At 71.9% G+C, this 22111-nt stretch carries 24 protein-coding genes and 1 pseudogene; 10 read left to right on the plus strand and 15 right to left on the minus strand.

Annotated features, from left to right (window positions below; all coding sequences use genetic code 11):
• Positions 1 to 9: 9 nt before the first annotated feature.
• The 6 genes from ACERMF_RS05570 to ACERMF_RS05595 form a co-directional block, all read right to left on the minus strand.
• Positions 10 to 228, minus strand: coding sequence for a dodecin (locus tag ACERMF_RS05570; RefSeq protein WP_373668041.1), 219 nt, complete (start codon positions 226 to 228; stop codon positions 10 to 12).
• A 118-nt stretch (positions 229 to 346) separates the two neighbouring features.
• Positions 347 to 1570, minus strand: coding sequence for a GNAT family N-acetyltransferase (locus tag ACERMF_RS05575; RefSeq protein WP_373668042.1), 1224 nt, complete (start codon positions 1568 to 1570; stop codon positions 347 to 349).
• A gap of 59 nt (positions 1571 to 1629) precedes the next feature.
• Positions 1630 to 2847: a GNAT family N-acetyltransferase gene (locus ACERMF_RS05580; protein ID WP_373668043.1), complete on the minus strand. Its 1218-nt coding sequence runs from the start codon at positions 2845 to 2847 to the stop codon at positions 1630 to 1632.
• 91 nt (positions 2848 to 2938) lie between these two features.
• Positions 2939 to 3883, minus strand: a complete 945-nt coding sequence (locus ACERMF_RS05585) for an alpha/beta hydrolase (RefSeq protein ID WP_373668377.1) — start codon at positions 3881 to 3883, stop codon at positions 2939 to 2941.
• 55 nt (positions 3884 to 3938) lie between these two features.
• The gene (locus tag ACERMF_RS05590) at positions 3939 to 4865 is read right to left on the minus strand and encodes a branched-chain amino acid transaminase (RefSeq protein WP_373668044.1); all 927 of its coding nucleotides are present in this window, start codon (positions 4863 to 4865) and stop codon (positions 3939 to 3941) included.
• A 62-nt stretch (positions 4866 to 4927) separates the two neighbouring features.
• A complete protein-coding gene (locus ACERMF_RS05595) occupies positions 4928 to 5989 on the minus strand; it encodes a 3-isopropylmalate dehydrogenase (protein ID WP_373668045.1) in 1062 nt (353 codons plus the stop codon).
• A gap of 110 nt (positions 5990 to 6099) precedes the next feature.
• Here ACERMF_RS05595 and ACERMF_RS05600 point away from each other — a divergent pair, with 110 nt between their 5' ends.
• On the plus strand, positions 6100 to 6579 hold the full coding sequence (locus tag ACERMF_RS05600; protein ID WP_373668046.1) for an RDD family protein: 480 nt from the start codon (positions 6100 to 6102) through the stop codon (positions 6577 to 6579).
• 65 nt (positions 6580 to 6644) lie between these two features.
• The gene (locus tag ACERMF_RS05605; RefSeq protein ID WP_373668047.1) at positions 6645 to 7040 is read left to right on the plus strand and encodes a hypothetical protein; all 396 of its coding nucleotides are present in this window, start codon (positions 6645 to 6647) and stop codon (positions 7038 to 7040) included.
• A 49-nt stretch (positions 7041 to 7089) separates the two neighbouring features.
• Here the strand turns inward: ACERMF_RS05605 and ACERMF_RS05610 are convergent, their stop codons facing one another.
• From ACERMF_RS05610 to ACERMF_RS05620, 3 genes and pseudogenes are all read right to left on the minus strand, one after another.
• Positions 7090 to 7698: an HAD-IA family hydrolase gene (locus tag ACERMF_RS05610; protein WP_373668048.1), complete on the minus strand. Its 609-nt coding sequence runs from the start codon at positions 7696 to 7698 to the stop codon at positions 7090 to 7092.
• A pseudogene (locus tag ACERMF_RS05615) lies at positions 7695 to 8000 on the minus strand (TlpA family protein disulfide reductase); the annotation flags it as partial. The pseudogene ACERMF_RS05615 and the gene ACERMF_RS05610, both read right to left, overlap by 4 nt.
• Before the next feature lie 15 nt (positions 8001 to 8015).
• Positions 8016 to 8309 carry a hypothetical protein gene (locus ACERMF_RS05620; RefSeq protein ID WP_373668049.1) on the minus strand — a complete coding sequence of 98 codons (294 nt, stop codon included), beginning with the start codon at positions 8307 to 8309 and terminating at the stop codon, positions 8016 to 8018.
• Positions 8310 to 8414: 105 nt separating this feature from the next.
• Here ACERMF_RS05620 and ACERMF_RS05625 point away from each other — a divergent pair, with 105 nt between their 5' ends.
• The gene (locus ACERMF_RS05625) at positions 8415 to 9590 is read left to right on the plus strand and encodes a M20 family metallopeptidase (protein WP_373668050.1); all 1176 of its coding nucleotides are present in this window, start codon (positions 8415 to 8417) and stop codon (positions 9588 to 9590) included.
• Here the strand turns inward: ACERMF_RS05625 and murI are convergent.
• Positions 9566 to 10417: a glutamate racemase gene (murI, locus tag ACERMF_RS05630; RefSeq protein ID WP_373668051.1), complete on the minus strand. Its 852-nt coding sequence runs from the start codon at positions 10415 to 10417 to the stop codon at positions 9566 to 9568. The two genes, ACERMF_RS05625 and murI, sit on opposite strands and share 25 nt — an antisense overlap.
• Before the next feature lie 144 nt (positions 10418 to 10561).
• Between murI and ACERMF_RS05635 the strand changes: the two genes are divergently transcribed.
• The 4 genes from ACERMF_RS05635 to ACERMF_RS05650 are packed head-to-tail and all read left to right on the plus strand — an operon-like array spanning position 10562 to position 13392.
• The gene (locus tag ACERMF_RS05635; RefSeq protein WP_373668052.1) at positions 10562 to 11476 is read left to right on the plus strand and encodes a D-isomer specific 2-hydroxyacid dehydrogenase family protein; all 915 of its coding nucleotides are present in this window, start codon (positions 10562 to 10564) and stop codon (positions 11474 to 11476) included.
• Position 11477: 1 nt separating this feature from the next.
• A complete protein-coding gene (locus ACERMF_RS05640) occupies positions 11478 to 11960 on the plus strand; it encodes a YbaK/EbsC family protein (RefSeq protein WP_373668053.1) in 483 nt (160 codons plus the stop codon).
• A gap of 8 nt (positions 11961 to 11968) precedes the next feature.
• A complete protein-coding gene (locus ACERMF_RS05645; RefSeq protein ID WP_373668054.1) occupies positions 11969 to 12439 on the plus strand; it encodes an SRPBCC family protein in 471 nt (156 codons plus the stop codon).
• Entirely contained in the window at positions 12436 to 13392 is a 957-nt protein-coding gene (locus ACERMF_RS05650; protein ID WP_373668055.1) for an aminoglycoside phosphotransferase family protein, read from the plus strand. The genes ACERMF_RS05645 and ACERMF_RS05650 overlap by 4 nt, the downstream gene beginning before the upstream one ends.
• A gap of 22 nt (positions 13393 to 13414) precedes the next feature.
• Here ACERMF_RS05650 and leuD read toward each other — a convergent pair whose 3' ends face one another.
• The 4 genes from leuD to ACERMF_RS05670 form a co-directional block, all read right to left on the minus strand.
• The gene (gene leuD / locus ACERMF_RS05655) at positions 13415 to 14044 is read right to left on the minus strand and encodes a 3-isopropylmalate dehydratase small subunit (protein ID WP_373668056.1); all 630 of its coding nucleotides are present in this window, start codon (positions 14042 to 14044) and stop codon (positions 13415 to 13417) included.
• Positions 14044 to 15477 (minus strand): 3-isopropylmalate dehydratase large subunit, encoded by a 1434-nt coding sequence (leuC, locus tag ACERMF_RS05660; protein WP_373668058.1) that lies wholly within the window; start codon positions 15475 to 15477, stop codon positions 14044 to 14046. Before leuC ends, leuD begins: the two co-directional genes overlap by 1 nt.
• A 2-nt stretch (positions 15478 to 15479) precedes the next feature.
• The gene (locus ACERMF_RS05665; protein ID WP_373668059.1) at positions 15480 to 15668 is read right to left on the minus strand and encodes a hypothetical protein; all 189 of its coding nucleotides are present in this window, start codon (positions 15666 to 15668) and stop codon (positions 15480 to 15482) included.
• A 79-nt stretch (positions 15669 to 15747) separates the two neighbouring features.
• Entirely contained in the window at positions 15748 to 17427 is a 1680-nt protein-coding gene (locus ACERMF_RS05670) for a 2-isopropylmalate synthase (protein ID WP_373668060.1), read from the minus strand.
• Positions 17428 to 17831: 404 nt separating this feature from the next.
• On the opposite strand from ACERMF_RS05670, the gene ACERMF_RS05675 reads away from it, so the two are divergent.
• Genes ACERMF_RS05675 through ACERMF_RS05685 form a run of 3 tightly spaced genes read left to right on the plus strand, consistent with a single transcriptional unit; the run spans position 17832 to position 20730 of the window.
• The gene (locus ACERMF_RS05675) at positions 17832 to 18728 is read left to right on the plus strand and encodes a GNAT family N-acetyltransferase (RefSeq protein WP_373668061.1); all 897 of its coding nucleotides are present in this window, start codon (positions 17832 to 17834) and stop codon (positions 18726 to 18728) included.
• The gene (gene menC, locus ACERMF_RS05680) at positions 18725 to 19861 is read left to right on the plus strand and encodes an o-succinylbenzoate synthase (RefSeq protein WP_373668062.1); all 1137 of its coding nucleotides are present in this window, start codon (positions 18725 to 18727) and stop codon (positions 19859 to 19861) included. Before ACERMF_RS05675 ends, menC begins: the two co-directional genes overlap by 4 nt.
• Positions 19858 to 20730, plus strand: coding sequence for an alpha/beta fold hydrolase (locus tag ACERMF_RS05685; RefSeq protein ID WP_373668063.1), 873 nt, complete (start codon positions 19858 to 19860; stop codon positions 20728 to 20730). The genes menC and ACERMF_RS05685 overlap by 4 nt, the downstream gene beginning before the upstream one ends.
• A gap of 30 nt (positions 20731 to 20760) precedes the next feature.
• On the opposite strand, the gene ACERMF_RS05690 is transcribed toward ACERMF_RS05685, so the two are convergent.
• Positions 20761 to 22104 carry a DUF2254 domain-containing protein gene (locus tag ACERMF_RS05690; RefSeq protein ID WP_373668064.1) on the minus strand — a complete coding sequence of 448 codons (1344 nt, stop codon included), beginning with the start codon at positions 22102 to 22104 and terminating at the stop codon, positions 20761 to 20763.
• Positions 22105 to 22111 lie beyond the last annotated feature (7 nt).

Genomic DNA, 22111 nt, shown 5'->3' on the forward strand with positions numbered 1-22111 from the left:
CGTCGCGGTTCAGCCGGCGGGGGCGTCCTCGATGCGGAAGCCGACCTGCAGCGTCACCTGGGTGTGCTGGACGTCGCCGTCCTGGATCCAGCCCCGGATCTCCTTGACCTCGAACCAGTCGAGGTGGTGGATCGTCTCGGCCGCCTTGGAGATGGCGCGCCGGATGGCGTCGTCGACACCCTCGCGGCTGGAACCGACCAGTTCGATCTTCTTGTACACGTTCGACATGTGCGTGCTCCTCGGAAGCTGTCGTCGCACCGTAACGCGCATCCCCGACGGTGACGGTTCGGTTCCGGCCAGCCGAACGTCGCCCGGCCCCGTCGCCGAGGAACCGTCGGCAGGAGAATTAGAACTCGAAGGGGTTCCAGGGGGCGAGGTCGGTCGCGACGAGGCGGTCGAGTTCGGCGGCGGCGCCGGCCCGCCGTTCGACCAGGCGGCGGGCACCGGCGAGCTGCACGGCCCTGACACCGCCGAGCCAGACCGAGGCGAGCGCGTCGATCGGCAACGACAGGTCGGCGTCGCGGTCGGTGCGGGTCATCGACACGCCATCGGGCGATGCGTCGAGCAGCCAGGTGCCCGACTGGTCGCGCGTCGGGTCGCCGACGTCGAGCACGATCGCCGCCGTGGCCGCGTAGGTGCGGCCCTCGAAGGCCTTCTGGACGTCGAGGAGGCGCGCATACAGCGGGTACCACGCCTTGGTGCGCAGGCGCAGCCGGTCGGTGACCAGCTCGGGGAGAGGACAGTCCGGCGGGCGCAGCGACGCGGCGACCGCACTGGTGAGGTCGATGTCGCACACGAACTGCCAGAGGGCGGCCTCGGCCTCGGCATCGGCCGCGACGAGTTCGCCGAGGCGGACCGTCCCGTCCGGAAGGTTGTCCTTCCAGGCGCCGTCCTTGACGCGGAAGCTGGCGTAGCCACGTCCGGGGACGTGCACGAGGCGACGGGCACTGGCGCCGTCGCGCCACGACTCCGGATCCTTGACGAGGGTGCGTCGCCACCATTCGGGACTGCGGGTCGCACAGCCCGGCCGCCGGTCGCGGACCGACTCGAGGATGGAAGGCCATTCGGCGAGGGCCTGTTCCGGCGCCGCCGGGACGACGATCGAGGTGTCGACGGGGTCGCGGAACGTCACGCTGCGATCGATGTGGTAGCCGACCGTCGGCGCGACGACCCCGAAGCCGTACCGGCCGTAGATGATCGACTCGGACGCGTAGAGCATCGCGACCGGCTCGCCCCGTTCGGCGGCGTCGTCCAGGCCCGCGACCATCATGCGGTTCAACAGGCCGCGGCGCCGGTGGGTCTGCGCGACGCCGACCGCGGTCACGCCGGCCATCGGCATGCGGCCGCCACCGGGCGTGGAGACGTCCATGGAGTAGATGCCGTAGTTGGCGACGAGTTGCTCACCGTCGCGCACGACCCAGCCGCGGAAGTCGAGCTCGGGTTCCTGGATCAGCCTGACCCAGTGGTCGAGTTCCTCGTCGGACTCGTCCTCGTAGAAGTTGCGCGAGACCGATCTCGCGAAGGGAAGCGCGTCATCGAGCGCGATCTGCTGCAGTTCGAGGGAGGACATGGGCGGTTCCGGGACGACGGGGGCCGTGAAACGGCCGGGACGATCGGGGGCGGATCGGACTAGAACATGACGCCGGTCCACGGCGCCACGTCGGTCGCGAAGAGACGGTCGAGGCGCGCGGCGCCGTCGGGTCGTGCGGCGGTGAGCCGGCCCGCGGCCGCATAGCGGGTCGCGCGTTGGCCGCCGAGGACGAGTGCCGCGAGCACCTCGCTGTCGAGTTCGATCTCGGCCTCGCCGGTGAAGGGTTCGCAGGTGGCCTTGCCCTCGGCGACCTGGAGGCGCCAGGTCCCGTCGTTGGAGCCGCGGAAGCGGTCGTGGACGCGCAGCGTGACCGCGCCGTCCACCGCGTAACCGCGTGCCGACAGTGCGGCGGGGACGTCGACGAGCGCGACGTACAGGGGCCAGTCGGCGCGGACCTTGGCGCGGCCGGCGTCCTGCAGCAGCAGGGGCAGCGGGTCGTCGACGGGGCGGCGGCCGGCACGGGTGGTCGCGCTGAGATCGGTGTCGAGCACGAACTGCCACATCGTGGCGGTCGCGTCAGGGTCGTTGGCGATCAGTTCCTGCACGTGCACGGTCCCGTTCGGCAGGCCGCCGTCCCAGGAACCCTCCTTGAGCCGGTAGATGGCGAAGCCACGGTCGTCGAGCAGCGCGTAGCGCTTCTCACCGGCACCGTCACGGTGGCTCGGATCGTCGTCGAGCAACCGTTCCCACCACGTGTCGGCGAAGCCGAGCATGCCGGGTCGTTGCCGGCGAGCGGCCTCGTAGATCGGGGGAAACGCCGCTGCGGCGGTGGCACGGTCGACCAGGCGGACCGCGCCGACGTCGACGGGCGTGCGAAGTCCGGCGGTCGCCCGTTCGATCTCGAGGCTGATCCCCGGCGCTGCCGGCCCGAACCCGAAGCGGCCGTAGATCGGTGCCTCGGAGGCCCACAGGGCAGCGAACGGCTCGTCGCGCTCGTCGGCGTCGTCGAACAACTGGGCCATCATCCTGGTCAGGACCCCGCGGCGCCGCTGGTCGGCACGGACGCTGACGACCGTCACCCCGGCGCACCGGGCCGGGTCCGCACCGGGCATCGACAGGTCGAAGCTGTAGGCCCCCGACGTCCCGACGATCCGGCCGTCCACCCGGGCCGCCACGGCCCGATCGAGCTCCTGCCACGGGCGGATCCGTGCCAGGTCCTCCTCGGACATGCTGAAACCGAAGGTCTGCGTGAACACGCGTCGGAAGTCGGCGAACTCGTCGGCGTCGATGCGCCCGATGGTCACGTCGCTGGCCACGTCGGCCTCCTGGGAGCAGGCGAGCCGACCCACGCTAGCCGTCGTCGCGGTCCATGGCGAGCCTCATTTCGCTGCGGGAGGCGGGTGGCGATCAGCCGTCACCGGTGGTGTGGCGTCGCATGAAGGCCCCGACCTCGCGCAGTGCCTGACGGGACTCGGGAAAGCCGGGGAAGGCGTGGAAGACGTGCCACAGCCCGTCGAACTCGCCGAGCGACGCGTCGACGCCCGCGGCACGCGCACGCTCGACCAGGCGCCGTGCGTCGTCACGGAGGATCTCGTCACTGCCGACGTGCACCAGCATCGGCGGCAGTCCGGAGAGGTCGGCGTACAACGGCGAGACGCGCGGGTCGTCGAGTTCGAGCTCACCCACGTACGCCCGCGCCGCCGGCTCGACCAGCCGCGTGGTCAGCCAGGGGTCGACCCCGTCGAGCTCCTGCATCGACGCGCCGGTCCCGGCGAGGTCGGTCCAAGGCGACATGCCCACGTAGCACCCCGGCAGGGGCTGCCCGCGGTCGCGCAGGTGCACCAGCAGGCCGAGCGCGAGGCCACCGCCGGCGGAGTCCCCGCTGATGGCGACGCGGTGCGCGGGCGCGCCGTGTTCCTCGGTGAGCCAGCGCCAGGCCGTGAGCACGTCGTCGAACGCCGCCGGGTACACGTGCTCGGGCGCGAGCCGGTATTCGGGCAGCAGGACCGGAGCCCGGGCCGTGCGTGACAGCGACGCGCCGAGCCCCCGGTGGCTGCGTGGGGACCCCATCGCGTAGGCGCCGCCGTGCACGTGGAAGACGACCCGGTCGGTGTCGCCTGCCCGCTCGTCACGTACCCACTCCCCGAGGACGCCGGGCATCTCACAGGCCTCCCAGGAGGCCGTCCGCGGCAGGCGGATGCGGTTTCCCAGCTGCTCCATCTGCTCCCGCAGACGCAGCGCGTAGGCCTCGAGTTCCTCGACCGGGCCGGCGGGGTCGGGCACGCCCCCGCTTCGCGAGCGCAGCAGCCGGACCGAGGTCACCAGGCCGCGTTTGACGAGCTGCGCGCGCATCGACGGCAACGTGGGGTCCTTCCCTCGCACCAGCGGCAGGTCGCGACCGAGCGCTTCAGTCGACGACGGTGAGCCAGTCCTTGTAGGCGTCGATGCGCCCGTGGATGGCGTCGACGAAGGTGGACTGGATGCGTTCGGTGACCGGCCCCCGGGGACCGATCACGCGACCGTCGACCTCGCGGACGGGCGTGAGCTCGGCCGCCGTCCCCGTGAGGAAGATCTCGTCCGCCAGGTAGAGGTCGGTCCGCACGAGGCTGGTCTCGTGCACCTCGATGTCGAGGTCGCGGGCGATCGTCATCACGCTGGAACGGGTGATACCACCCAGTGGGCCGTCGGACAGGGGCGGGGTCAGCACCATCCCGTCGCGCACGACGAAAAGGTTCTCGCCCGTGCCCTCCGCGACGTAGCCGTCCTCGGACAGCATGATGGCCTCGTCGTAGCCCGCACGTAGCGCCTCGACCTTGGCCAGCGAGGAATTGAGGTACTGGCCGTTGGCCTTGCCGGCGGGCGGGATGGTGTTCTTGCCGATGCGACGGTAGGAGCTGATGCCCACCCGGACGCCGTTGACGGCGCTGTCCTCACCCAGGTACGCGCCCCACTCCCAGGTCGCGACGATGGTCTGAGGCTTGGACGGCAACGGGTTGAGGCCGATCTCGCCGTAGCCGAGGATGATCGTCGGACGGATGTAGCAGCCGCCCTCGTGGCCGTTGACGCGGATCAGTTCACACACGACCTCGCACAGGTCGTCGACCGAGTACGGGATGGTGTCGAGCGGCGGGTAGATCTTCGCCGACTTCAGCAGGCGGGCGAGGTGGGGACGCAGTTGGAAGACGGCCGGCCCGGCGTCGGTGGGATAGGCGCGGATGCCCTCGAAGACGCCGTAGCCGTAGTGGATCGTCGGCGTGAGGACGTGGACCGTGGCTTCGTCCCAGTCGACGAAGGCGCCATCCATCCAGATCTTGTCGGACTTCGGAAACGGCATCGGCCTGCTCTCCTCCCGGGGTGGGTGACGTCCTGGTGCTCCTCGAGGGTGTCACGCGACCGTCACGACGCGACCAGCTCCACCAGCCGGTCCCCCACGTCGCCGGTCGAGTATGCCGAACCGTCCGGGCGCTCGTCCCCGCGTTCGGACAGCAGCGCACCGACGGCGGCGTCCACCCGCGCCGCCGCGGCGTCCTCGCCCAGGAAGGCGAGCATCTGTCCGAGGCTCATGACCGCCGCGACGGGGTCCGCCCGGCCCGTGCCCGCGATGTCGGGCGCCGAGCCGTGCACCGGCTCGAACATCGACGGTGCCCGCCGTGTGGGGTCGAGGTTTCCCGACGCGGCCAATCCCATCCCGCCCTGCACGGCGGCGCCGAGGTCGGTGATGATGTCGCCGAAGAGGTTCTCGGTCACCACCACGTCGAACCGTTCGGGCTGGGTCACGAAGTACAGGCACGCCGCGTCGACGTGGACGTAGTCGCGGGTCACGTCGGCGAACTCGTCGTCGCCGAGCCGTTCGAACGTCTCCATCCACAGCGCCCCCGCATGCACGAGCACATTGGTCTTGTGCACCAGCGTGAGGTGGCCGCGACGGCGCCTGGCCTCCTCGAAGCTGTAGCGCAGCACCCGCTCGACACCGTGGTAGGTGTTGACCGACTCCTGCGTGGCGACCTCGTGGTCGGTACCTGCGTACAACCTGCCGCCGGCGCCCGCGTAGACCGATTCGGTGTTCTCGCGGATGACGACGAAATCACAACGTTCGGGCGTCAGGCCGGCGATGGGGGTGGTGACACCGGGGTAGAGCTTGACCGGCCGGTGGTTGACGTACTGGTCGAAGGCGAAGCGCAGCTTGAGCAGCAGCCCGCGTTCGATGACGCCGGGCGGGACGTCGGGGGTGCCGACCGCGCCGAGGTAGATGGCGTCGAAGCGCCGCAGCTCGTCCAGGGTCTCGTCGTCGAGCACCTCGCCGGTCTCGAGGTAGCGACGCCCACCGAGGTCGTAGTCGACCCGCTCGGTACGGAAGTCCTCGAGCGCCTCGAGCCGGTCGAGAACCTTCAGGCCCTCGGCGACGACCTCGGGGCCGATGCCGTCGCCCCCGAGGATCGCGATGCGGTGGTCTGCCATGCTGTCCGGCCCTGTCGTCGGTCGACTCGTCGGCGAAGATCCTACGCAGCTGGCCACATCGGTCGGTATCCACGCCTATCGTGCTCGCGTCCGCTCTCACTGGAGCCAGCATGACCGACCACTCCGTCCCGCCTCCAGGCACCCCGCACGGGTCGGTGTTCACCGGCACGGCTGGGCTCGGCGCACGAATCGGCGCACGCCTCCTGGACGTCCTGATCGTGGCCGTGCCCGCCAACATCCTGCTCTGGATCATCGGCTTCGGCGGGCTCGGCATGGACCGCCAGACGTGGGTCGGCAGTGCCGTCATCTCGCTGTTGTGGTTCGGCTACTTCGTCTTCTTCGAGTCCAACCGGGGCGCCACCCTCGGCAAGCAACTGCTCAACCTGAAGGTGATCGACGCCAACGGCGCGGCACCGGCGACCGACGTCGCGGCGAAGCGCAACGTGTGGATGCTGTTCGGGTTGATCCCCTGGTTCGGCGGCCTGCTCAGCTTCGTCGCCTTCGTCGTGATCATGGTCACGATCTCCTCGAACGCGCACAACCGTGGTGTCCACGACACCTTCGCCGGCACGGCGGTCATGCGCACCTGACCCGCGTCGACGCCGCCGACGACGCCGGCCGACCGTCCCGGGGACGCGAACGCCGGGAGCTGCACGTGATCTTCTCCGAGGACGTCGACCGACCCGCGCTGCGCCGCGCCCTGCTGGCGTTCGCACCGTGGCTGACGGAGACCGAGGTCGGTCCGGCGGCGGTCGAGGCCGGCGACTGCGACCGCTGCGGGAACGCGCCGAGGCTGTTGCCCCTGTGCGGGCCGGTCCCCTGGCAGGCCGTGTGTCGTGGCTGCGGCCTGGAACTGGAGGATGACGGCTGGTGCGCCGGGCACGCAGACGACGGTGCCCGAGCACGCGACTGGGCGGCGGCGCTGCCCAGCGACTGGGAACGAGCCGTGCTGCTGTGGTGGCTGGCCACCGGCGAGCTGCGCGGCATCGAGCTGCTCCCCGATGCCCCTGCGGCCCTGCCGGCCGCGATCGTGCACGCCATCGGACGCTGAACACGAGTCGTGCCCGTTCCGACACCGGCTCCGTGCCGCACAACGAGCGCTATCCCTTCGCGCCCCGGCCGGAGTCGCGGACCGACACACCGTGCTCGGCCAGGAAGGCGCGTACGCCCGCGGCGTCTCGGAAGCGGTGGCCGGCGATGCCGAGCTCGCGCGCGCCCGTGACGTTCTCCTCGCGGTCGTCGACGAAGAGCACCTCGTGGGGCGCGCACGCGAGTTCGTCCAACAGGGCGCGATAGAACCTCGCGTCCGGTTTCCGGGCACCGAGATGACATGAGGCGATGACGCGGTCGAACCGTCCGGCCAGCAGCGTCCGCGCCAGCTCGTCGACCCAACGCGGGTAGTTGCTCGCCGTGGCGCGCACCACGACGCCCGCCAGCCCGTCGAGCAGCTCGGCCATCCCGTCGAGCCAGCTGGTCCCGGCGAGCCGCGCCCGGTGGAACGCATCCGGGTCGACGTCGATGCCATGGTCGGCGAAGGCGGCCCAGTAGTCGTCCTCGGCCAGTTCATCGCGCTCGAGCGCCGGATAGACGTGCGGGGGTCGGCGGGCGAAGAGTTCGTCCAGCGACAGTCCCGTCGCGGCGCGCAGGGCATCGCGGTACGGGTCACGCACCACGGTGTCCATCAGGTCGAAGGCGACCACACGGATCACCCGCTGCCCCCGGCCCGGTCGCTCACGAGCCGGTCGAGACGGTCGAACAGCTGGTCGCGCGAAAGCTCACCCAGCACGCGCTCCACCTCGCCGTCGGCGCCCACGAACAGCCAGGCCGGCTGGACCCGGACCCCGAAGTGCGACCACAGCGAGCCGTCGTCGTCGACCAGGGTCGGCATCTGCTCGAGCCCGTGCCGGACGAGGAAGTCCTGCATCGCCTCGTCGTCGTCGTGCGCGGCGACGCCGACGAGCTGGATCTGCTCGCCGTAGGTCTGCAGTGCCTCCGCGACCGCGGGGGCTTCCCGGTTGCACGGCGTTCACCAGGGGGCCCACATCCACAGGGCCACCTGGTCGCCGTGGGCGGCGGCGAGGTCGATCCGGCCACCGTCCAGGGAACGCCCCGACACGTCCAACAGCCCGGTCGTCGCGGCGTCGGGCGGATCGCCCTCCGACGGCGCAGCCCCCGGCTCGTCGCCGGTCGACGGCGGGGAGTCGGTCTCGGGGCCAACCGGCGCCGACGTCTGCCGTTCCGACGGTCCACCGTCGGCACAGCCGAGCAACGCCGTCGCGCAGGCCAGCGCGACCAGGGCGGTGCGACCACGAGGACGCATCGGGGGGCGCGAACCTCCGGGAGGGTGGCCTAGGTTCGACGACCCTACCCCCGCCGGCTCGGCCGTCGCGCGGGTCGATCCGTCATCCCGCCGGAGGAGCAGCACGTGGACCTGCGCCAACGCCTCGCCACCGCGACCGACGCACGCCGTGACCAGCTGGTCGGCCTCTCCCACGCCGTGCACGGCGACGCCGAGATCGGCTTCGAGGAGCACCGTTCCTCGCGACGGGTGGCCGAAGCCCTCGCGAACGGCGGTTTCGACGTCCAGCACGGGGTCGCGGGCCTCGACACCGCCGTCGTCGCCCGGGCCGGGTCCGGTCCGCTCAGGATCGGCATCTGTGCCGAGTACGACGCGCTGCCCGGCATCGGTCACGCCTGCGGACACAACGTCATCGCCAGCGCCGCCGTCGGGGCCGGGCTGGCCCTGGCCGAGGTCGCCGACGACCTCGGGATCGAGGTCGTGGTGCTGGGAACACCTGCCGAAGAAGGTGGGGGCGGAAAGATCCTGATGATGGAGGGCGGCGCGTTCGACGGACTCAACGCCGCGATGATGGTGCACCCCGCCCCGTTCGAGGCGGCCCAGATGACCTGCCTCGCGGTGCAGCACTTCGAGGTCCGCTACCGCGGCCGGTCCGCGCACGCCTCGGCCTACCCGCAGCTGGGCATCAACGCCGCCGACGCCCTCACCGTCGCGCAGGTCGGTATCGGTCTGCTGCGCCAGCACATCCGGCCCACGGACCGTATCCACGGCATCGTCACCGACGGCGGTGACGCGCCGAACATCGTTCCCGAGCGCACCGCCGGCACCTGGTACGTCCGGTCGCGCTCGCTCACCGAGCTCGCGGACCTGTATCCGCGGGTGCAACGCTGTTTCGAGGCCGGAGCGGTGGCGACCGGCGCCACGGTCAGTTTCGACGAGCCCGGACCGGCGTACTCCGAGTTCCTCGCCGACGAGGAACTGTGCCGGCTCTACACCACCGAAGCCGAGGCCATCGGCCGCACCTTCCCCGCACCCGGCGCGGACGACACCGCGCTGGCCGGCTCCACCGACATGGCCAACGTGTCGCTGGCGATGCCCTCCATCCACCCGATGCTGGGCATCGACGCGCGAGGTGCGGTCAACCACCAGCCCGAGTTCACCGCGGCCTGCGTGGCACCGTCGGCCGACCGGGCCGTGCGCGATGGCGCGTTGGCCATGGCGCGGACCGTGGTCGCCATCACCGAGGAGCCGGCGCGCGACCGCCTGCTCGCACGGGCCTACGAGGCGCCGACCGCTCGCTGACCGGCGCCCCGCTTCGCTTCCTCCGACGTCTCCCAGGCGTGCGCACGGACCTCGTGGAGGCGGTGGCCGAGGAAGCGGCGCCCGAGTTCCGCGAACCGGTCAGCGCGCCCCGAGGTGATGAACACGCGGCGGCCCGGCCGGTCGGCCGCCCGCAACCACCCCATGCGCTCGAGCAGGTCGCGGACCTCGAAGGCGGTCTCGTCGGCGCTCGAGACGAGCGTCACGTGGCGGCCGACGACCTCGCCGATCGCGCGCGACAACAGCGGGTAGTGCGTGCAACCGAGCACGAGCGTGTCCGTGCGTGCCGTCAGCAGCGGCGCCAGGCGGTCGTGGACCACCTCGACCGCCTCGGGGGTGTCGGTCCTCCCTTCCTCGACGAGCTCGACGAACCCGGGGCAGGCAAGTACCTCGAGCTGCAGGTCGAGTTTGAGCCGCTCGGCCGTGTCCTCGTAGATGCGGCTCCTCGCCGTCATCCGGGTGCCGATGACCACCGTCCGTCGGCTGCGGGACGCCTTGGCGGCGGCCCGCAGTCCCGGCTCGACGACGCCGATCACCGGGATGGCCAGACGCTCGCGCAGATGCGTCAGCGCGGCCGCGGTCGCCGAGTTGCACGCCACCACCAGCATCTTGGCCCCCTCGTCGACGAGCAGGTCCGCGATCTGGTCGCTGAATCGGCGGAGTTCGTCGGCGCGGCGGTCGCCGTAGGGATAACGCGCCGTGTCGCCGAAGTAGACCAGGTCCTCGGCGGGCAGCAGGTCGGCCAGCGCCTGCAGCACCGTCAGCCCGCCCAGCCCGCTGTCGAAGACGCCGATCGGTCCGTCGTTCACGAGGACACACCGTCATTCGGGAGGGGAAGCGATGGCGCTCACCGTAGCGTCGACGGCCCCACGGACGGCCCCGCCCGTCGGCCACCCGGTGACGCGACACCGAGTAGCTTGCCGGACCGATTCCGACCCGGCGAGGAGTCCGACGTGGCCCGTCCAGACATCGCGGTCCTGCCCGACTCGACCCCGCAGGCGCTTCGTGACGCCGTCGAGGAGGGCGGCGGCAACGTGGTCGCCGTCGCCGACGCCGAGGCGCTGGTCTGGGTCGATCCGGCCGCACCGCAGGACCTGCGGGCCGTGCTCGACGACCACCCGCGGATCGGTTGGGTCCAGCTCCCCTACGCGGGGATCGAGCCGTTCCTCGACGTCCTCGACGCCGACCGGACCTGGACCTGCGGCAAGGGCGTCTACGCCGAACCGGTGGCCGAGCACGTCCTGGCCCTCGCGCTGGGCGGGATGCGGGGCGTCGGTCGCTACGCCCGGGCACGGTCCTGGTCCGGGCCCTACGGCACCAACCTGCTGGACGGGCGGGTGACCATCCTCGGCGGCGGGGCCATCACGACCTCCCTCGTGCGGCTGCTGCAGCCGTTCGGTGCGCACATCACCGTGGTGCGGCGCCACCCCGAACCGATGGAGGGGGTCGCCGAGGTCGTCGGCAGCGATCGACTGCACGACGCGCTGCGGGGCCGGGACCTCGTCGTGCTCGCGCTGGCGCTCACCCCCGAGACCCGCGGGGTCATCGACGCCGCCGCCCTGGACGCGATGGCGGACCACGCGTGGCTGGTCAACGTCGCCCGCGGCGGGCACGTGGTGACCGACGACCTGGTCGCAGCACTGCGCGAAGGCCGGATCGGCGGGGCCGCCCTGGACGTCACCGATCCCGAGCCCCTGCCCGACGGGCACCCGCTGTGGACCCTGCCGAACGCGATCGTCACCCCCCACGTTGGCAACACCCCCGAGATGGGGCGCACCCTCCTCGCGGCGCGCATCCGCGAGAACGTGCGTCGCTACGCCGAGGGCCGCGACCTGCTGGGACCCGTCGACGTCACGCTGGGGTACTGAGATGGACGTCGAGGCCCAGGTCCTGCGGGCGGTCGCTGCCACGGGCGCCGACTACGAGGTGGTCGAGATCGACCCGGCGCTGGCGGACACCGCCGCCTTCTGCGCCCACTACGGCTACGACCTCGCGGCATCGGGCAACTGCATCCTCGTGGCGTCCCGCGACGAGCCGCCCGTGCTGGCCGCCTGCGTGGCGCTGGCGACCACCAGACTCGACGTGAACAAGCGGGTACGCAAGCTGCTTGGCGTGCGCAAGCTCTCCTTCGCACCGGCGGAACTGACCCGTGAGGTCACGGGCATGGAGATCGGCGGCGTGACCCCGTTCGCCCTGCCGCCCGACACGCCGCTGTACCTCGACGCGCGGATCCGCGATCTCGACCGGGTGATCGTCGGCGGGGGCAGCCGACGGCTCAAACTGCTCGTGGCGCCCGAGGCCCTGGCGGCGGTCGGCGGCGAGTTCGTGACCGACCTGGCCGTCGACCTGTAGGGGTGCGCATGGAGCGCTTCGAGGAGCGGCGGCGGGCCGACGCCCCGATCGAGGACTGCTGGGCGGTCCTCGTCGCGGCCGAACGCGCACCCGAGTGGGTGCCGTTCGTCTCGACCGCCACCGACGACGGCAGGAACGGCGTCGGCCGGGTGCAGACCGTCACCGGGTCCCTGCTCGGCATCTCGATGGACGTCGAGCAGGTGGTCGACGTGTGGGAGCCGCCACACCGCTTCGGCTGGGTCGCGGACCGGCCGTTCACGACCCGCCTGCGTGTGGAGCTCGAGCCCGTCGACGCGGCCACGACCCAGATCACCGCCGCGATCGAGGCGGACCTCGGCACCTTCCCGGTCGGTCGACGCATCGCGGCGATGACGGTGCGTCGCCAGTTCGCCAGGTCCGCCGACGCACTCGTCGAGCTGGTCGAGCAGCGCGCGTCCGAGGCGGGATCCGGCCCGGCCACGCCGGGCGACCCGGCATGATCCATGCCGACCGACCACTGGCGGCACCCGTGCACACGACGGCTTCACCCCCACCGGAACTGCGTGCCTGGGTGGAAGCCTCGCTGGGTGACCGCGCGGCGATCCTGCACACCGGGTTGCTCGCACAGGGCAGAGAAGGGGGCCCCTGGCGTGTGGTGGTGGCGGTGGGCGACGAACAGCGCGACCTGGTGCTCAAGGCCGCCCGGCCCGAGCCCGACGAGCTTGCCCGCTTCGTCACGGCCGCCGCCGCGCTCGAGCTCGCAGAAGCGCACGCGGTGCCGGCGCCCCGGCCGCTGGCGCACGACCTCGAGGCCGCGACCGGCTGGCTCACCACCCTGGTGACGCGACTGCCCGGTTCGAGTCGGATCGGCCGCCGCATCGGCGTGGCGCGCCTCCGGGCACTGGGCGCCGCCGCGGCGGGAATCCACCGGGTGACCGGCTCCCCGACCGACGAACTCCCGGAGCGGGCACGGACCCTGGACGGCTACGACCTGGATGCCGGTGCCACCGGCACCACCTCGACTCCGCTCCTCGAGCGCGCACGAGCGGTCCTCGCCGAGCACGCGCCGCCGGACGACCCGCCGGGCTTCGTCCACGGCGACCTGTGGCAGGGGAACACGCTGTGGGACGACGATGACTACGTGGGCGCCATCGACTGGGACTTCGCCGGGTTCGGGCCCGCCGGCATCGACCTCGGTTCCCTGCGGGCCGACGTCGCCCTGCTGCACGGAGCCGACGCCGCGGCCGAGGTACTGGCCGGCTGGTGCGAGGCGGCCGGCGAGGCGCCCCCGAGCCTGGCGTGGTGGGACCTGGTCGCCGGTGTGGCCACGCCTGACGATCTCAACGGCTGGCTGCCCAACTTCCATGCGCAGGGGCGGGCCGACCTCGACCTGCCGACCGTCACCGGGCGGCGCGACGCCTTCGTCCTCGACGCGCTCGAACGGCTCGCGTGACCCGCCCCCCGGGGCGCACGTGTCAGGAGGCGGGCACGCGCGGCCTCCAGGCCGGGCGTGCCGACTCGTAACCGGCGATCGCGGCGTCCTCCTGCAGGGTGAGGCCGATGTCGTCGAGCCCGTTGAGCAGGCAGTGCCTGGTGTGCTGGTCGATGTCGAAGTGTGCGTCCACGCCGGCGAGTTCGCCAACGCCCGGCGCGCGGACCCGTTGCTGCTCGAGATCGACGGTGATCTCGACGCTCGGATCCGCAGCCACCAGGTCGAACAGCTGCCGAACGATCGGCTCGCCGAGTTGCACGGCCACGACGCCGATCTGCCCACAGTTGTTGCGGAAGATGTCGGCGAAGCTCGTGGCGATGATGGCGCGGAATCCGGCGTCCTCGAGCGCCCAGGGGGCGTGCTCGCGCGAGGAGCCGCAGCCGAAGTTGCGGCCGGCGAGCAGGATGTTGGCACCCTGGTGCTGCGGTTGGTTCATGGGGAAGTCGGGGTTGGGGCTGCCGTCGTCGAGATAGCGCCACTCCGAGAACGCGAACGGCCCGAAACCGGTCCGCTCGACCCGCTTGAGGTACTGCTTGGGAATGATCGCGTCGGTGTCGACGTCGTTGGCCTCGATCGGGCAGGCGGTGCCCCGGATCACGGTGACGGGTTCCATCAGGCGTTCGTCTCCTGTGCGGCCGCGAACGCTCGCACGTCGGTGAGCCGGCCGGTGAGGGCGGCGGCCGCCGCCATGGCGGGCGAGACGAGGTGCGTGCGCCCCTTGAAGCCCTGCCGCCCCTCGAAGTTGCGGTTGGACGTCGACGCGCACCGCTCCCCCGGCGCGAGCTGGTCGGGGTTCATGCCCAGGCACATCGAGCAGCCGGGCGCACGCCAGTCGAACCCGGCCTCGATCAGCAGCTGGTCGAGACCCTCCGCCTCGGCAGCGGCGGCCACCAGGCCCGAGCCCGGCACCACCATCGCGCGAATGCCGTCCTTGACCCTTCGGCCCTCGACGATCTCGGCGACGGCCCGCAGGTCCTCGAGCCGACCGTTGGTGCACGATCCGATGAAGACGGTGTCGACCTCGATGTCGGTCATGGTCTCGCCGCCACGCAAGCCCATGTAGTCGAGGGCACGTTGCCACTGCTTCGCGGTGGCCTCGTCGGGCGCCTGGTCGGGGGTCGGCACGGCGCCGGTCACCGGGACCGACTGCGCCGGCGTGGTGCCCCAGGTGACGGTGGGGACGACGTCGGCCGCGTCGATGTGCACCACCCGGTCGAAGGTCGCGCCCTCGTCGGTGCGCAGCCCGCGCCACGCCTCGACGGCGGCGTCCCAGTCGGCGCCCTTCGGCGCGTACGGCTTGTCCGCGAGATAGGCGAACGTGGTCTCGTCCGGCGCGACGAGACCGGCGCGCGCACCCCCCTCGATCGACATGTTGCAGACGGTCATCCGACCTTCCATCGACATCTCGTCGAAGGCCTGTCCGCGGTACTCGATGACGTGGCCGGTGCCGCCGTCGACGCCGATGACCCCGAGGATGTGCAGGATCAGGTCCTTCGGTGTCGTGCCTGCCGGCAACGAGCCCTCGACCTCGATGGCCAGCGTCCTCGGCATGCGCTGTGGCAACGTCTGCGTGGCGAGTACATGCTCGACCTCGCTGGTGCCGATGCCGAAGGCCAACGCGCCGAACGCGCCGTGGGTCGCCGTGTGCGAGTCGCCGCACACGATCACGGCCCCCGGTTGGGTGAGCCCGAGTTCGGGACCGATGATGTGGACGATGCCCTGGTTACGACTGCCCATCGGGAACAGGCGGATCCCGAACTCGTCGCAGTTGCGGCGCAGCGCCTCGAGCTGGGCGATCGACAACTCGTCGGTCATGGGCAGCTCGCCGCGCACCTGTCGCGGGTCGGTCGGCACGTTGTGGTCGGCCGTCGCGAGCGTCAGGTCGGGGCGCCGCACGGTCCGTCCCGCGACGCGCAGGCCGTCGAACGCCTGCGGCGAGGTCACCTCGTGCACGAGGTGCAGGTCGACGTAGAGCAGGTCTGGCTGCCCCTCACGGGACCGCACGACATGCTGGTCCCAGATCTTCTCGACGATCGTCTTCGGCATCCTCAGCCCCAGCGCGACGACTGGGACGCGGCGATCGAGCGGTAGTCGACCTCCTCGGAGCGGTTGACCTCGACGGTGACGTCCTCGGAGCCGGTCGACTCGGTGTAGGACGCCGCGACCGCCGCGACGAGGGCGGCCTCGTCCTCGGGGGTCTGGTCCGGCGGGACGTTGAGGCGGATGACGTTCTTCATGCGGTAGTCCTCTCGGGTGCCGTGGGCCACGTGGCCCGGGTTGCTGACGGGTCGTTCGCGGGCAGCGCCAACGGCCGGGTCACGGCCGGAACTCGGAGCTGCGGTGGACGAGTCGACGCGAGCGGTTCAGCGCATCCACGTACGCGCGGGCGCTCGCCTCGACGATGTCGGTGGAGACGCCGCGCCCGGTGAAGCGCTGCCCGTCCTCCACTTCCACCGTGACGGTGACCTCACCGAGGGCGTCGATGCCCCCGGTGACGGCCGCCACCTGGAACGAGACCAGTGCGACCCCGTCCCGGCCGACCGCGCGGCGGATCGCGCCGCAGGCTGCGTCGACCATGCCGTCCCCGCTCGCTTCGGCGGTGACCGTCGCGCCCGGGTCGTTGCCGGTCTCGGCAGCGACGTCGGAGCCCACGAGCCGGACCGCCACGGAGGCGGTCGGCTGGGTGTCGGTCCCGCCGGTGACGGCGAGGGAGACGAGTTCGTAGTCGTCGTCCGCCTTGACGTGGGTCTCGGCGATGACGATGGCGGCGACGTCCTCGGAGCTGACGATCCCCTTGCGATCGGCCAGGTCCTTGAACCGCCGGAAGGCGTTCTGGGCCTCGGCGTCGTCGAGCTCGAAGCCGAGGTCGTCGACGGCCTTGAAGAAGGCGTGCCGGCCGGAGTGCTTGCCGAGCACGATCTGCGAGCCGTCGGCCCCGACGTCCTCGCTCTTCATGATCTCGTAGGTGAGACGGTCCGCCAGCACGCCGTGCTGGTGGATGCCCGACTCGTGCGCGAAGGCGTTGGCACCGACGACCGCCTTGTTCTTCTGCACCGAGTACCCCGTCAGACTCGACACCAGCTTCGAGGTGCGCAGCAGTTCGGGGGTGTGGAGGCCGTGGTCGACGCCGAGCAGGTCCGCGCGGGTGCGGATCGCCATGACGACCTCCTCGAGCGAGCAGTTGCCCGCACGCTCGCCGAGGCCGTTGACGGCGACCTCGATCTGGCGGGCGCCGTTGCGCACCGCCTCGAGCGAGTTCGCGACGGCGAGCCCGAGGTCGTTGTGGCAGTGCACGCTGACGACGACGCCCTTGTCGGCGATGTCGGGGATGCGCCGGTGCAGCTCGGCGATCCAGCCACCGAAGTCGTGCGGCAGGGCGTAGCCGACGGTGTCGGGGATGTTGACGGTGGTCGCGCCGGCCTCGACGGCGGCGGCGACGATGTCGACGAGGAACGAGAAGTCGGTGCGGGTCGCGTCCTGGGGACTGAACTCGACGTCGTCGGTGAACGAACGCGCGAGCTCCACCGCCCGCACCGTCTGCGCCAGGATCTCGTCCTCGGACGCCTGCAGCATGTACTTGCGGTGGATGTCGGAGGTCGACAGGAAGGTGTGGATGCGGTGACGCTTGGCCGGCGCCAGCGACTTGGCCGCGGCCTCGATGTCGCCGGGCATGGCGCGCGCCAGTGCCGCGATGACCGGGGGCTCCCGACGGTCGGTCACGCCCTCGGAGCCGCCGGGACCCTGGGCTGCGCGGGGGGCGTTGCCGACGATCTCGGCGACGGCCTTGACCGCGTCGAAGTCGCCGGGCGAGGCGGCCGAGAAGCCGGCCTCGATCACGTCGACCTGCAGGCGGGCGAGCTGCTCGGCGATCTCGACCTTCTCGCGGGCGTCGAGGGAGATGCCAGGCGACTGCTCGCCGTCGCGCAGGGTGGTGTCGAAGATGGTGACGTCGTCGGGGACGACGGCTGCTGCGTCGATGTCGGTGGGCCGACCCATCGAGTTGTCCTTGTCTGCTCGCCACCTCGCGGCGGCTGATCCGTTGTGGGATCCCCTTCGATGTGCCTCCGCGTCGCCGTCTTTCAGGGGTGGGAACGGCGCCGCGGCATCAAAGGACGAGCAGAAGGACGAGACCCGCAATCAGGATCTCGAGCGCGTGCAGCAGGCCACGGCCGGCATCGAGCCGGTCCAGAACGGGGCTGCTGACATCACGCATGGTTCCGAGTGAATCGGCACGGCGGGGTCGAACGCAAATGGTCCCGCGCGCCACGCGTGCGCATCAGCACGGCCAACGCCCTCGCCGGATGGCGCCCGCACCCGGCCCGGCGGCCGGAGGCGCCTGACGGTGGGTAGGTTGCGGACGCCCGCCCGGCTGCCGCGAGCGGGTCGCTTCAGGAGCCGACGTGACCGACGCCAGTACCCGCGAGCAGGCCCTGGCGACGGCGGCACGCGCCGCGGACCTCGCCGGTGTGCAGGTGGTGGAACTGCACGACCATGCCGACATGCCCGCCGTCTCCGGCCTGTTCGACGCGGTCTGGGGCCGGGCGGGCGACGCGGGAGCGATCATGGCGCCCGAGGCGCTGACCGCGCTCGCCCATGCCGGCGCGCAGGTGTCCGGCGCCTACCGCGACGGTGCACTGGTCGGCGCGACCGCCGCCTTCCTGGGGCTCGCCGACGACGGTGAGGTGTTTCTGCACTCCCACGTGACCGGCGTGGTCGCCGGCGCGGCCGGTCGCGGGGTCGGCCGCGCGCTCAAGTGGCACCAGCGGGCCTGGTGCCTGCAACGGGGCATCGGTCGGGTGCGCTGGACCTTCGATCCGCTCGTCCGGCGCAACGCGGTGTTCAACCTGGTGCTGCTCGGCGCCCGCGTCGTCGCCTACCGCGAGGACGTCTACGGCCGGATGCAGGACGCCCGCAACGCCGGCGCACCGACGGACCGGCTCGTCACCGACTGGGACCTGACGGCGCCACGCGTGCTGGCCGCGGCCGCCGACCGGGCGGCGGCGCCCGACGTCGCAGCCATGCACCGCGCCGGCGCGGCCACGCTGCTGCGGGTCGACGACGACGAGACGCCGCACCTCACACCGACGGACGCGCCACGCGTCCTGGTGCAGGTCCCGGCCGACATCGAAGCCATACGCCAGCGGGATCCCGACCTCGGCAACGCCTGGGCCGCCGCCATCCGGGCCACCCTCGGTCATGCGCTGCAGCAGGGCATGCGCGTCAGCGGCTGCAGTCGCGACGGCTGGTACGTGCTGGCCGCGGACCGGTCCGTGACCGAACTCGCGGAACGCTCGTGAACCGCCTGCCGGCCGTCGACGTCGCCGCGATCGAACTCGTTCGCGTCCGGCTGCCCCTGGTGACCCCGTTCCGGACCTCCTTCGGGGTGCAGACCGAACGCGACGCGCTGCTCGTCCGGGTGCTCGCCGAGGACGGCCCGGGATGGGGTGAGTGCGTCACCCCGGCGACCCCCGTCTACACCGAGGAGTACACCGACGGCGCCGCGCACGTCCTCGAGCACGTCCTCGTCCCCGTCCTGCTCCGCGCCGGCCGCAGGCTGCACGCCGAGGACGTCGCCCCGCGTCTGCGCGGCCTCAAGGGGCACCGCATGGCGAAGGCGGCGCTGGAGGGCGCCATCCTCGACGTCCAACTACGCGCCGCCGGTCGCTCGCTGGCGACGCACCTCGGGGCGACCCGCGACCGGGTTCCGGCCGGCGTCTCCGTCGGGATCCCCGACGGCGGCATCCCGGAGTTGCTCGAGTTGGTCGCCGGCCATCTGGACGACGGCTACGTGCGCATCAAGGCCAAGGTCGCCCGCGGCCACGACGCCCAGCCGATGCAGGCACTGCGGGCACGGTTCGGCGCCGCGCTCCGACTGCAGGTGGATGCCAATGCGGGCTACGACCCCGACGCCCCCGAGGACGTGGCGACACTCGATGCGCTCGACGAGCTCGAGCTGGTCCAGATCGAGCAGCCGTTCGCGCCCGACCGTCTGCTCGACCATGCGCGACACGCCGCACGGTGGCGGACCCCCGTCTGCCTCGACGAGTCGATCCTCGACGTGGCGCGTGCGGTCGAAGCGCTCGAACTCCAGGCATGCCGGATCGTCAACGTCAAGCCGGGTCGCGTCGGCGGCCCGCTCGAGTCCGTGCGCATCCACGACGCATGCCGCGACCGGGGCGTACCCGTGTGGTGCGGTGGCATGCTGGAAACCGGCATCGGACGCGCGCTCAACGTCGCCGTCGCCGCGATGCCGGGCTTCACGCTCCCTGGGGACACCTCGGCGTCGGGCCGCTACTTCGCCGAGGACCTGACCGAGCCGTTCGTGCTGCGCGACGGCCACCTCGCGGTTCCCGACGGTCCCGGTATCGGCCGTGAGCCCCGTGCGGAGATGCTGCGCACCGCCTGGCGGCGCCAGGTCCGGTTGCCGTGATCGAACGCTTCGTCGAGGTCGACGGCGTTCGCCTCCGTACCGTCGTCGACGGTCCTGCCGGGCCGCCCGTCGTGGTCCTGCACGGCGGGCCGGGGCTGCCCGACTACACGGCGCCGCTCGCCCGGTTGCTGGACGACGTGTGCCGCGTGCATCGGTACGACCAGCGGGGCGCGGGACGCTCGGACCGGACGCCGCCGTGGACGTTGGCGCGCCTCGTCGCCGACCTCGACGGGTTGCGCAACGCATGGGGCTTCGAACGGTGGCACGTCGTGGGCCATTCCTGGGGGGCGACGCTCGGGCTGCTGTACGCCCTCGAGCACCCGGCGAGGACGACGAGCCTGTCGTACCTGTCTGGCACCGGCCTTGCCTGGCACCGCTGGGTCGACGCCTTCCGCGACGAACAACGGCGGCGTCTGACGACCACCGAACGCCGACGGCTCGACCTGCTTCGAGCGCGCCAGCGAGGTCCTGACGAGGAGGTCGAACGGTTCACCCTCGAGCTGCGGGCCGACTCGCTCGATCCCGACGCCGCGCACGAGGCCATCGCCGCGTTGGCCACGACCCTGGCCGCCGGCTTCCGCCCGGACGTGAACCATCGACTCAACCGCCAGCTGGAAGCGTTGGACGAGCACGAGCTCGAGCGGCGTTGCGCGGCGCTGACGGAGGTGCCGGTCCTGGTGGTGCACGGCCGAGAGGATCCGCGGCCCGCGGCCGCCGTGGAAGGTCTCGTCGCCGCCCTTCCCCGGGTGCGGTACCACCTGCTCGACGCTGGCCACGAGCTGTGGCACGAGCAACCCGCGCAGCTCGCGCAACTCCTGCGAGGCCTCCTGCTCGGCCTGAACGGGCCCAGCGTGGCACCGCGGGCCTGACATTCCCGCCCCGAGGGGAGGTGGAGGGAATCAACGGCCGATGTTCGCCGGCCGGACGCCGTCGTCGAGGGTGACCGCGACGGCATCGGCGAAGGCGCGGACCGTCCTGACGTCGGCGTCGTCGGGCAGTTCGGCCGCCGCCAGTGTCCGCCGCAGCTGATGGCGCACCGAGGCGGCGCGGTCGCCGCTGTCCGCCACACGTTCCGCGACGTCGATCAGCAACTCCAGGACGGCGATGAGCACCGTGGGTTCGCTCGCGCCGTAGCGCCGCGGCTGGGTGATGGCGAGTTCGAGGTGTTCGGCGAAGGTCGGTCGGGGCTGCACCGCGCGCAGTCGCCCGTCGGCGTCGTACGCCAACGCCGCACCGAGGGGCTGGTCGGCGAGCGCGACCATGATCGTGCTCAGCTGGCCGAGTGCCTGCACGCACGTGGTCGGGTCGTTCACGCCGGTGGACAGGGCACGGGCGGCGATGTCGCTGAGCTGGCGCAACCCGAAGGCCACGTCGTCGGACTCGGTGCGGTCCCGGCCGAGGTGGAAGCACCGGTGCAGAGCCGCGGCGAGATCGTCGTCGACCTCCACGGCCTCGCCGTCGTCGACGGGCCACACCCACGCCACGGTGGTGCCCGCCGCCACCCACTGTCCGGGCTTCGGCCGCAGGCAGACCACCAGGTCGTGCTCCTCCGCCGTCGCGGACAACGCGGACGGACTGGCGGTCTGGAGGTAGCCGCTGGTGCGCGCGACCACGGGCCGGGCCTCCGCGGGAGGGGTCGGAGCGACCTGATCGGGCAGCATCTCCCGGTCGACGGCCAACGAATCGAGCACCGCCAGGGTCTGCTTCCGGATGCTGGCCATCACGTCGTCGACCCGCAACCGGCTGGTGAGGTGGTGCAGGAAGAACACCAGCATCCCGACGGCCACCAGTGCGAACAGCAGCGCCACCGACACGGCGAGCTCGGGCACGAAGGGTTCCTCGCCGCCGTCGGGCGTGCGGACGTAGCGCAGTACGACGACGTGGAAGACGCCGGAACTCACCATGCCGCTGAGGACGACCTGGACACTGCGATCCTTGAGGAACGTCCGCAAGAGCCTGGGCGTGAACTGGGACGAGGCCATCTGCAGCGCGACGACCGTGAGGGAGAACACGACGCCGACCACCGTGAAGGTCGCGCCGGCGAGCTCGGCGAGAATCGCCCGCGCCCCGTCGGCACTGCCGGTGTAGGTCAGCGCGGACGGCAACCGCTCCAGTGTCGGCTCGAACGTGACCAGGATCCAGGCGACGGCGACGGACAGGAACACGCCCAGCGCCGGGAACAACCACAGCGAGTCCTGCAGGTCCTGCCACGAGCCGCGCAACCGCACCAGAACCTCGTTCACCCCACCG

Source organism: Egicoccus sp. AB-alg6-2 (genome assembly GCF_041821025.1).
Taxonomy (GTDB): domain Bacteria; phylum Actinomycetota; class Nitriliruptoria; order Nitriliruptorales; family Nitriliruptoraceae; genus Egicoccus.

Bases quoted from the DNA above. Each gene is read 5' to 3' on its own strand.
- ACERMF_RS05570 (WP_373668041.1), bottom strand. From the start codon at position 228: ATGTCGAACGTGTACAAGAAGATCGAACTGGTCGGTTCCAGCCGCGAG.
- ACERMF_RS05575 (WP_373668042.1), bottom strand. From the start codon at position 1,570: ATGTCCTCCCTCGAACTGCAGCAGATCGCGCTCGATGACGCGCTTCCC.
- ACERMF_RS05585 (WP_373668377.1), bottom strand. From the start codon at position 3,883: ATGCGCGCGCAGCTCGTCAAACGCGGCCTGGTGACCTCGGTCCGGCTG.
- ACERMF_RS05590 (WP_373668044.1), bottom strand. From the start codon at position 4,865: ATGCCGTTTCCGAAGTCCGACAAGATCTGGATGGATGGCGCCTTCGTC.
- ACERMF_RS05595 (WP_373668045.1), bottom strand. From the start codon at position 5,989: ATGGCAGACCACCGCATCGCGATCCTCGGGGGCGACGGCATCGGCCCC.
- ACERMF_RS05600 (WP_373668046.1), top strand. From the start codon at position 6,100: ATGACCGACCACTCCGTCCCGCCTCCAGGCACCCCGCACGGGTCGGTG.
- ACERMF_RS05620 (WP_373668049.1), bottom strand. From the start codon at position 8,309: ATGCGTCCTCGTGGTCGCACCGCCCTGGTCGCGCTGGCCTGCGCGACG.
- ACERMF_RS05640 (WP_373668053.1), top strand. From the start codon at position 11,478: ATGGACGTCGAGGCCCAGGTCCTGCGGGCGGTCGCTGCCACGGGCGCC.
- ACERMF_RS05645 (WP_373668054.1), top strand. From the start codon at position 11,969: ATGGAGCGCTTCGAGGAGCGGCGGCGGGCCGACGCCCCGATCGAGGAC.
- ACERMF_RS05650 (WP_373668055.1), top strand. From the start codon at position 12,436: ATGATCCATGCCGACCGACCACTGGCGGCACCCGTGCACACGACGGCT.
- leuD (WP_373668056.1), bottom strand. From the start codon at position 14,044: ATGGAACCCGTCACCGTGATCCGGGGCACCGCCTGCCCGATCGAGGCC.
- leuC (WP_373668058.1), bottom strand. From the start codon at position 15,477: ATGCCGAAGACGATCGTCGAGAAGATCTGGGACCAGCATGTCGTGCGG.
- ACERMF_RS05665 (WP_373668059.1), bottom strand. From the start codon at position 15,668: ATGAAGAACGTCATCCGCCTCAACGTCCCGCCGGACCAGACCCCCGAG.
- ACERMF_RS05670 (WP_373668060.1), bottom strand. From the start codon at position 17,427: ATGGGTCGGCCCACCGACATCGACGCAGCAGCCGTCGTCCCCGACGAC.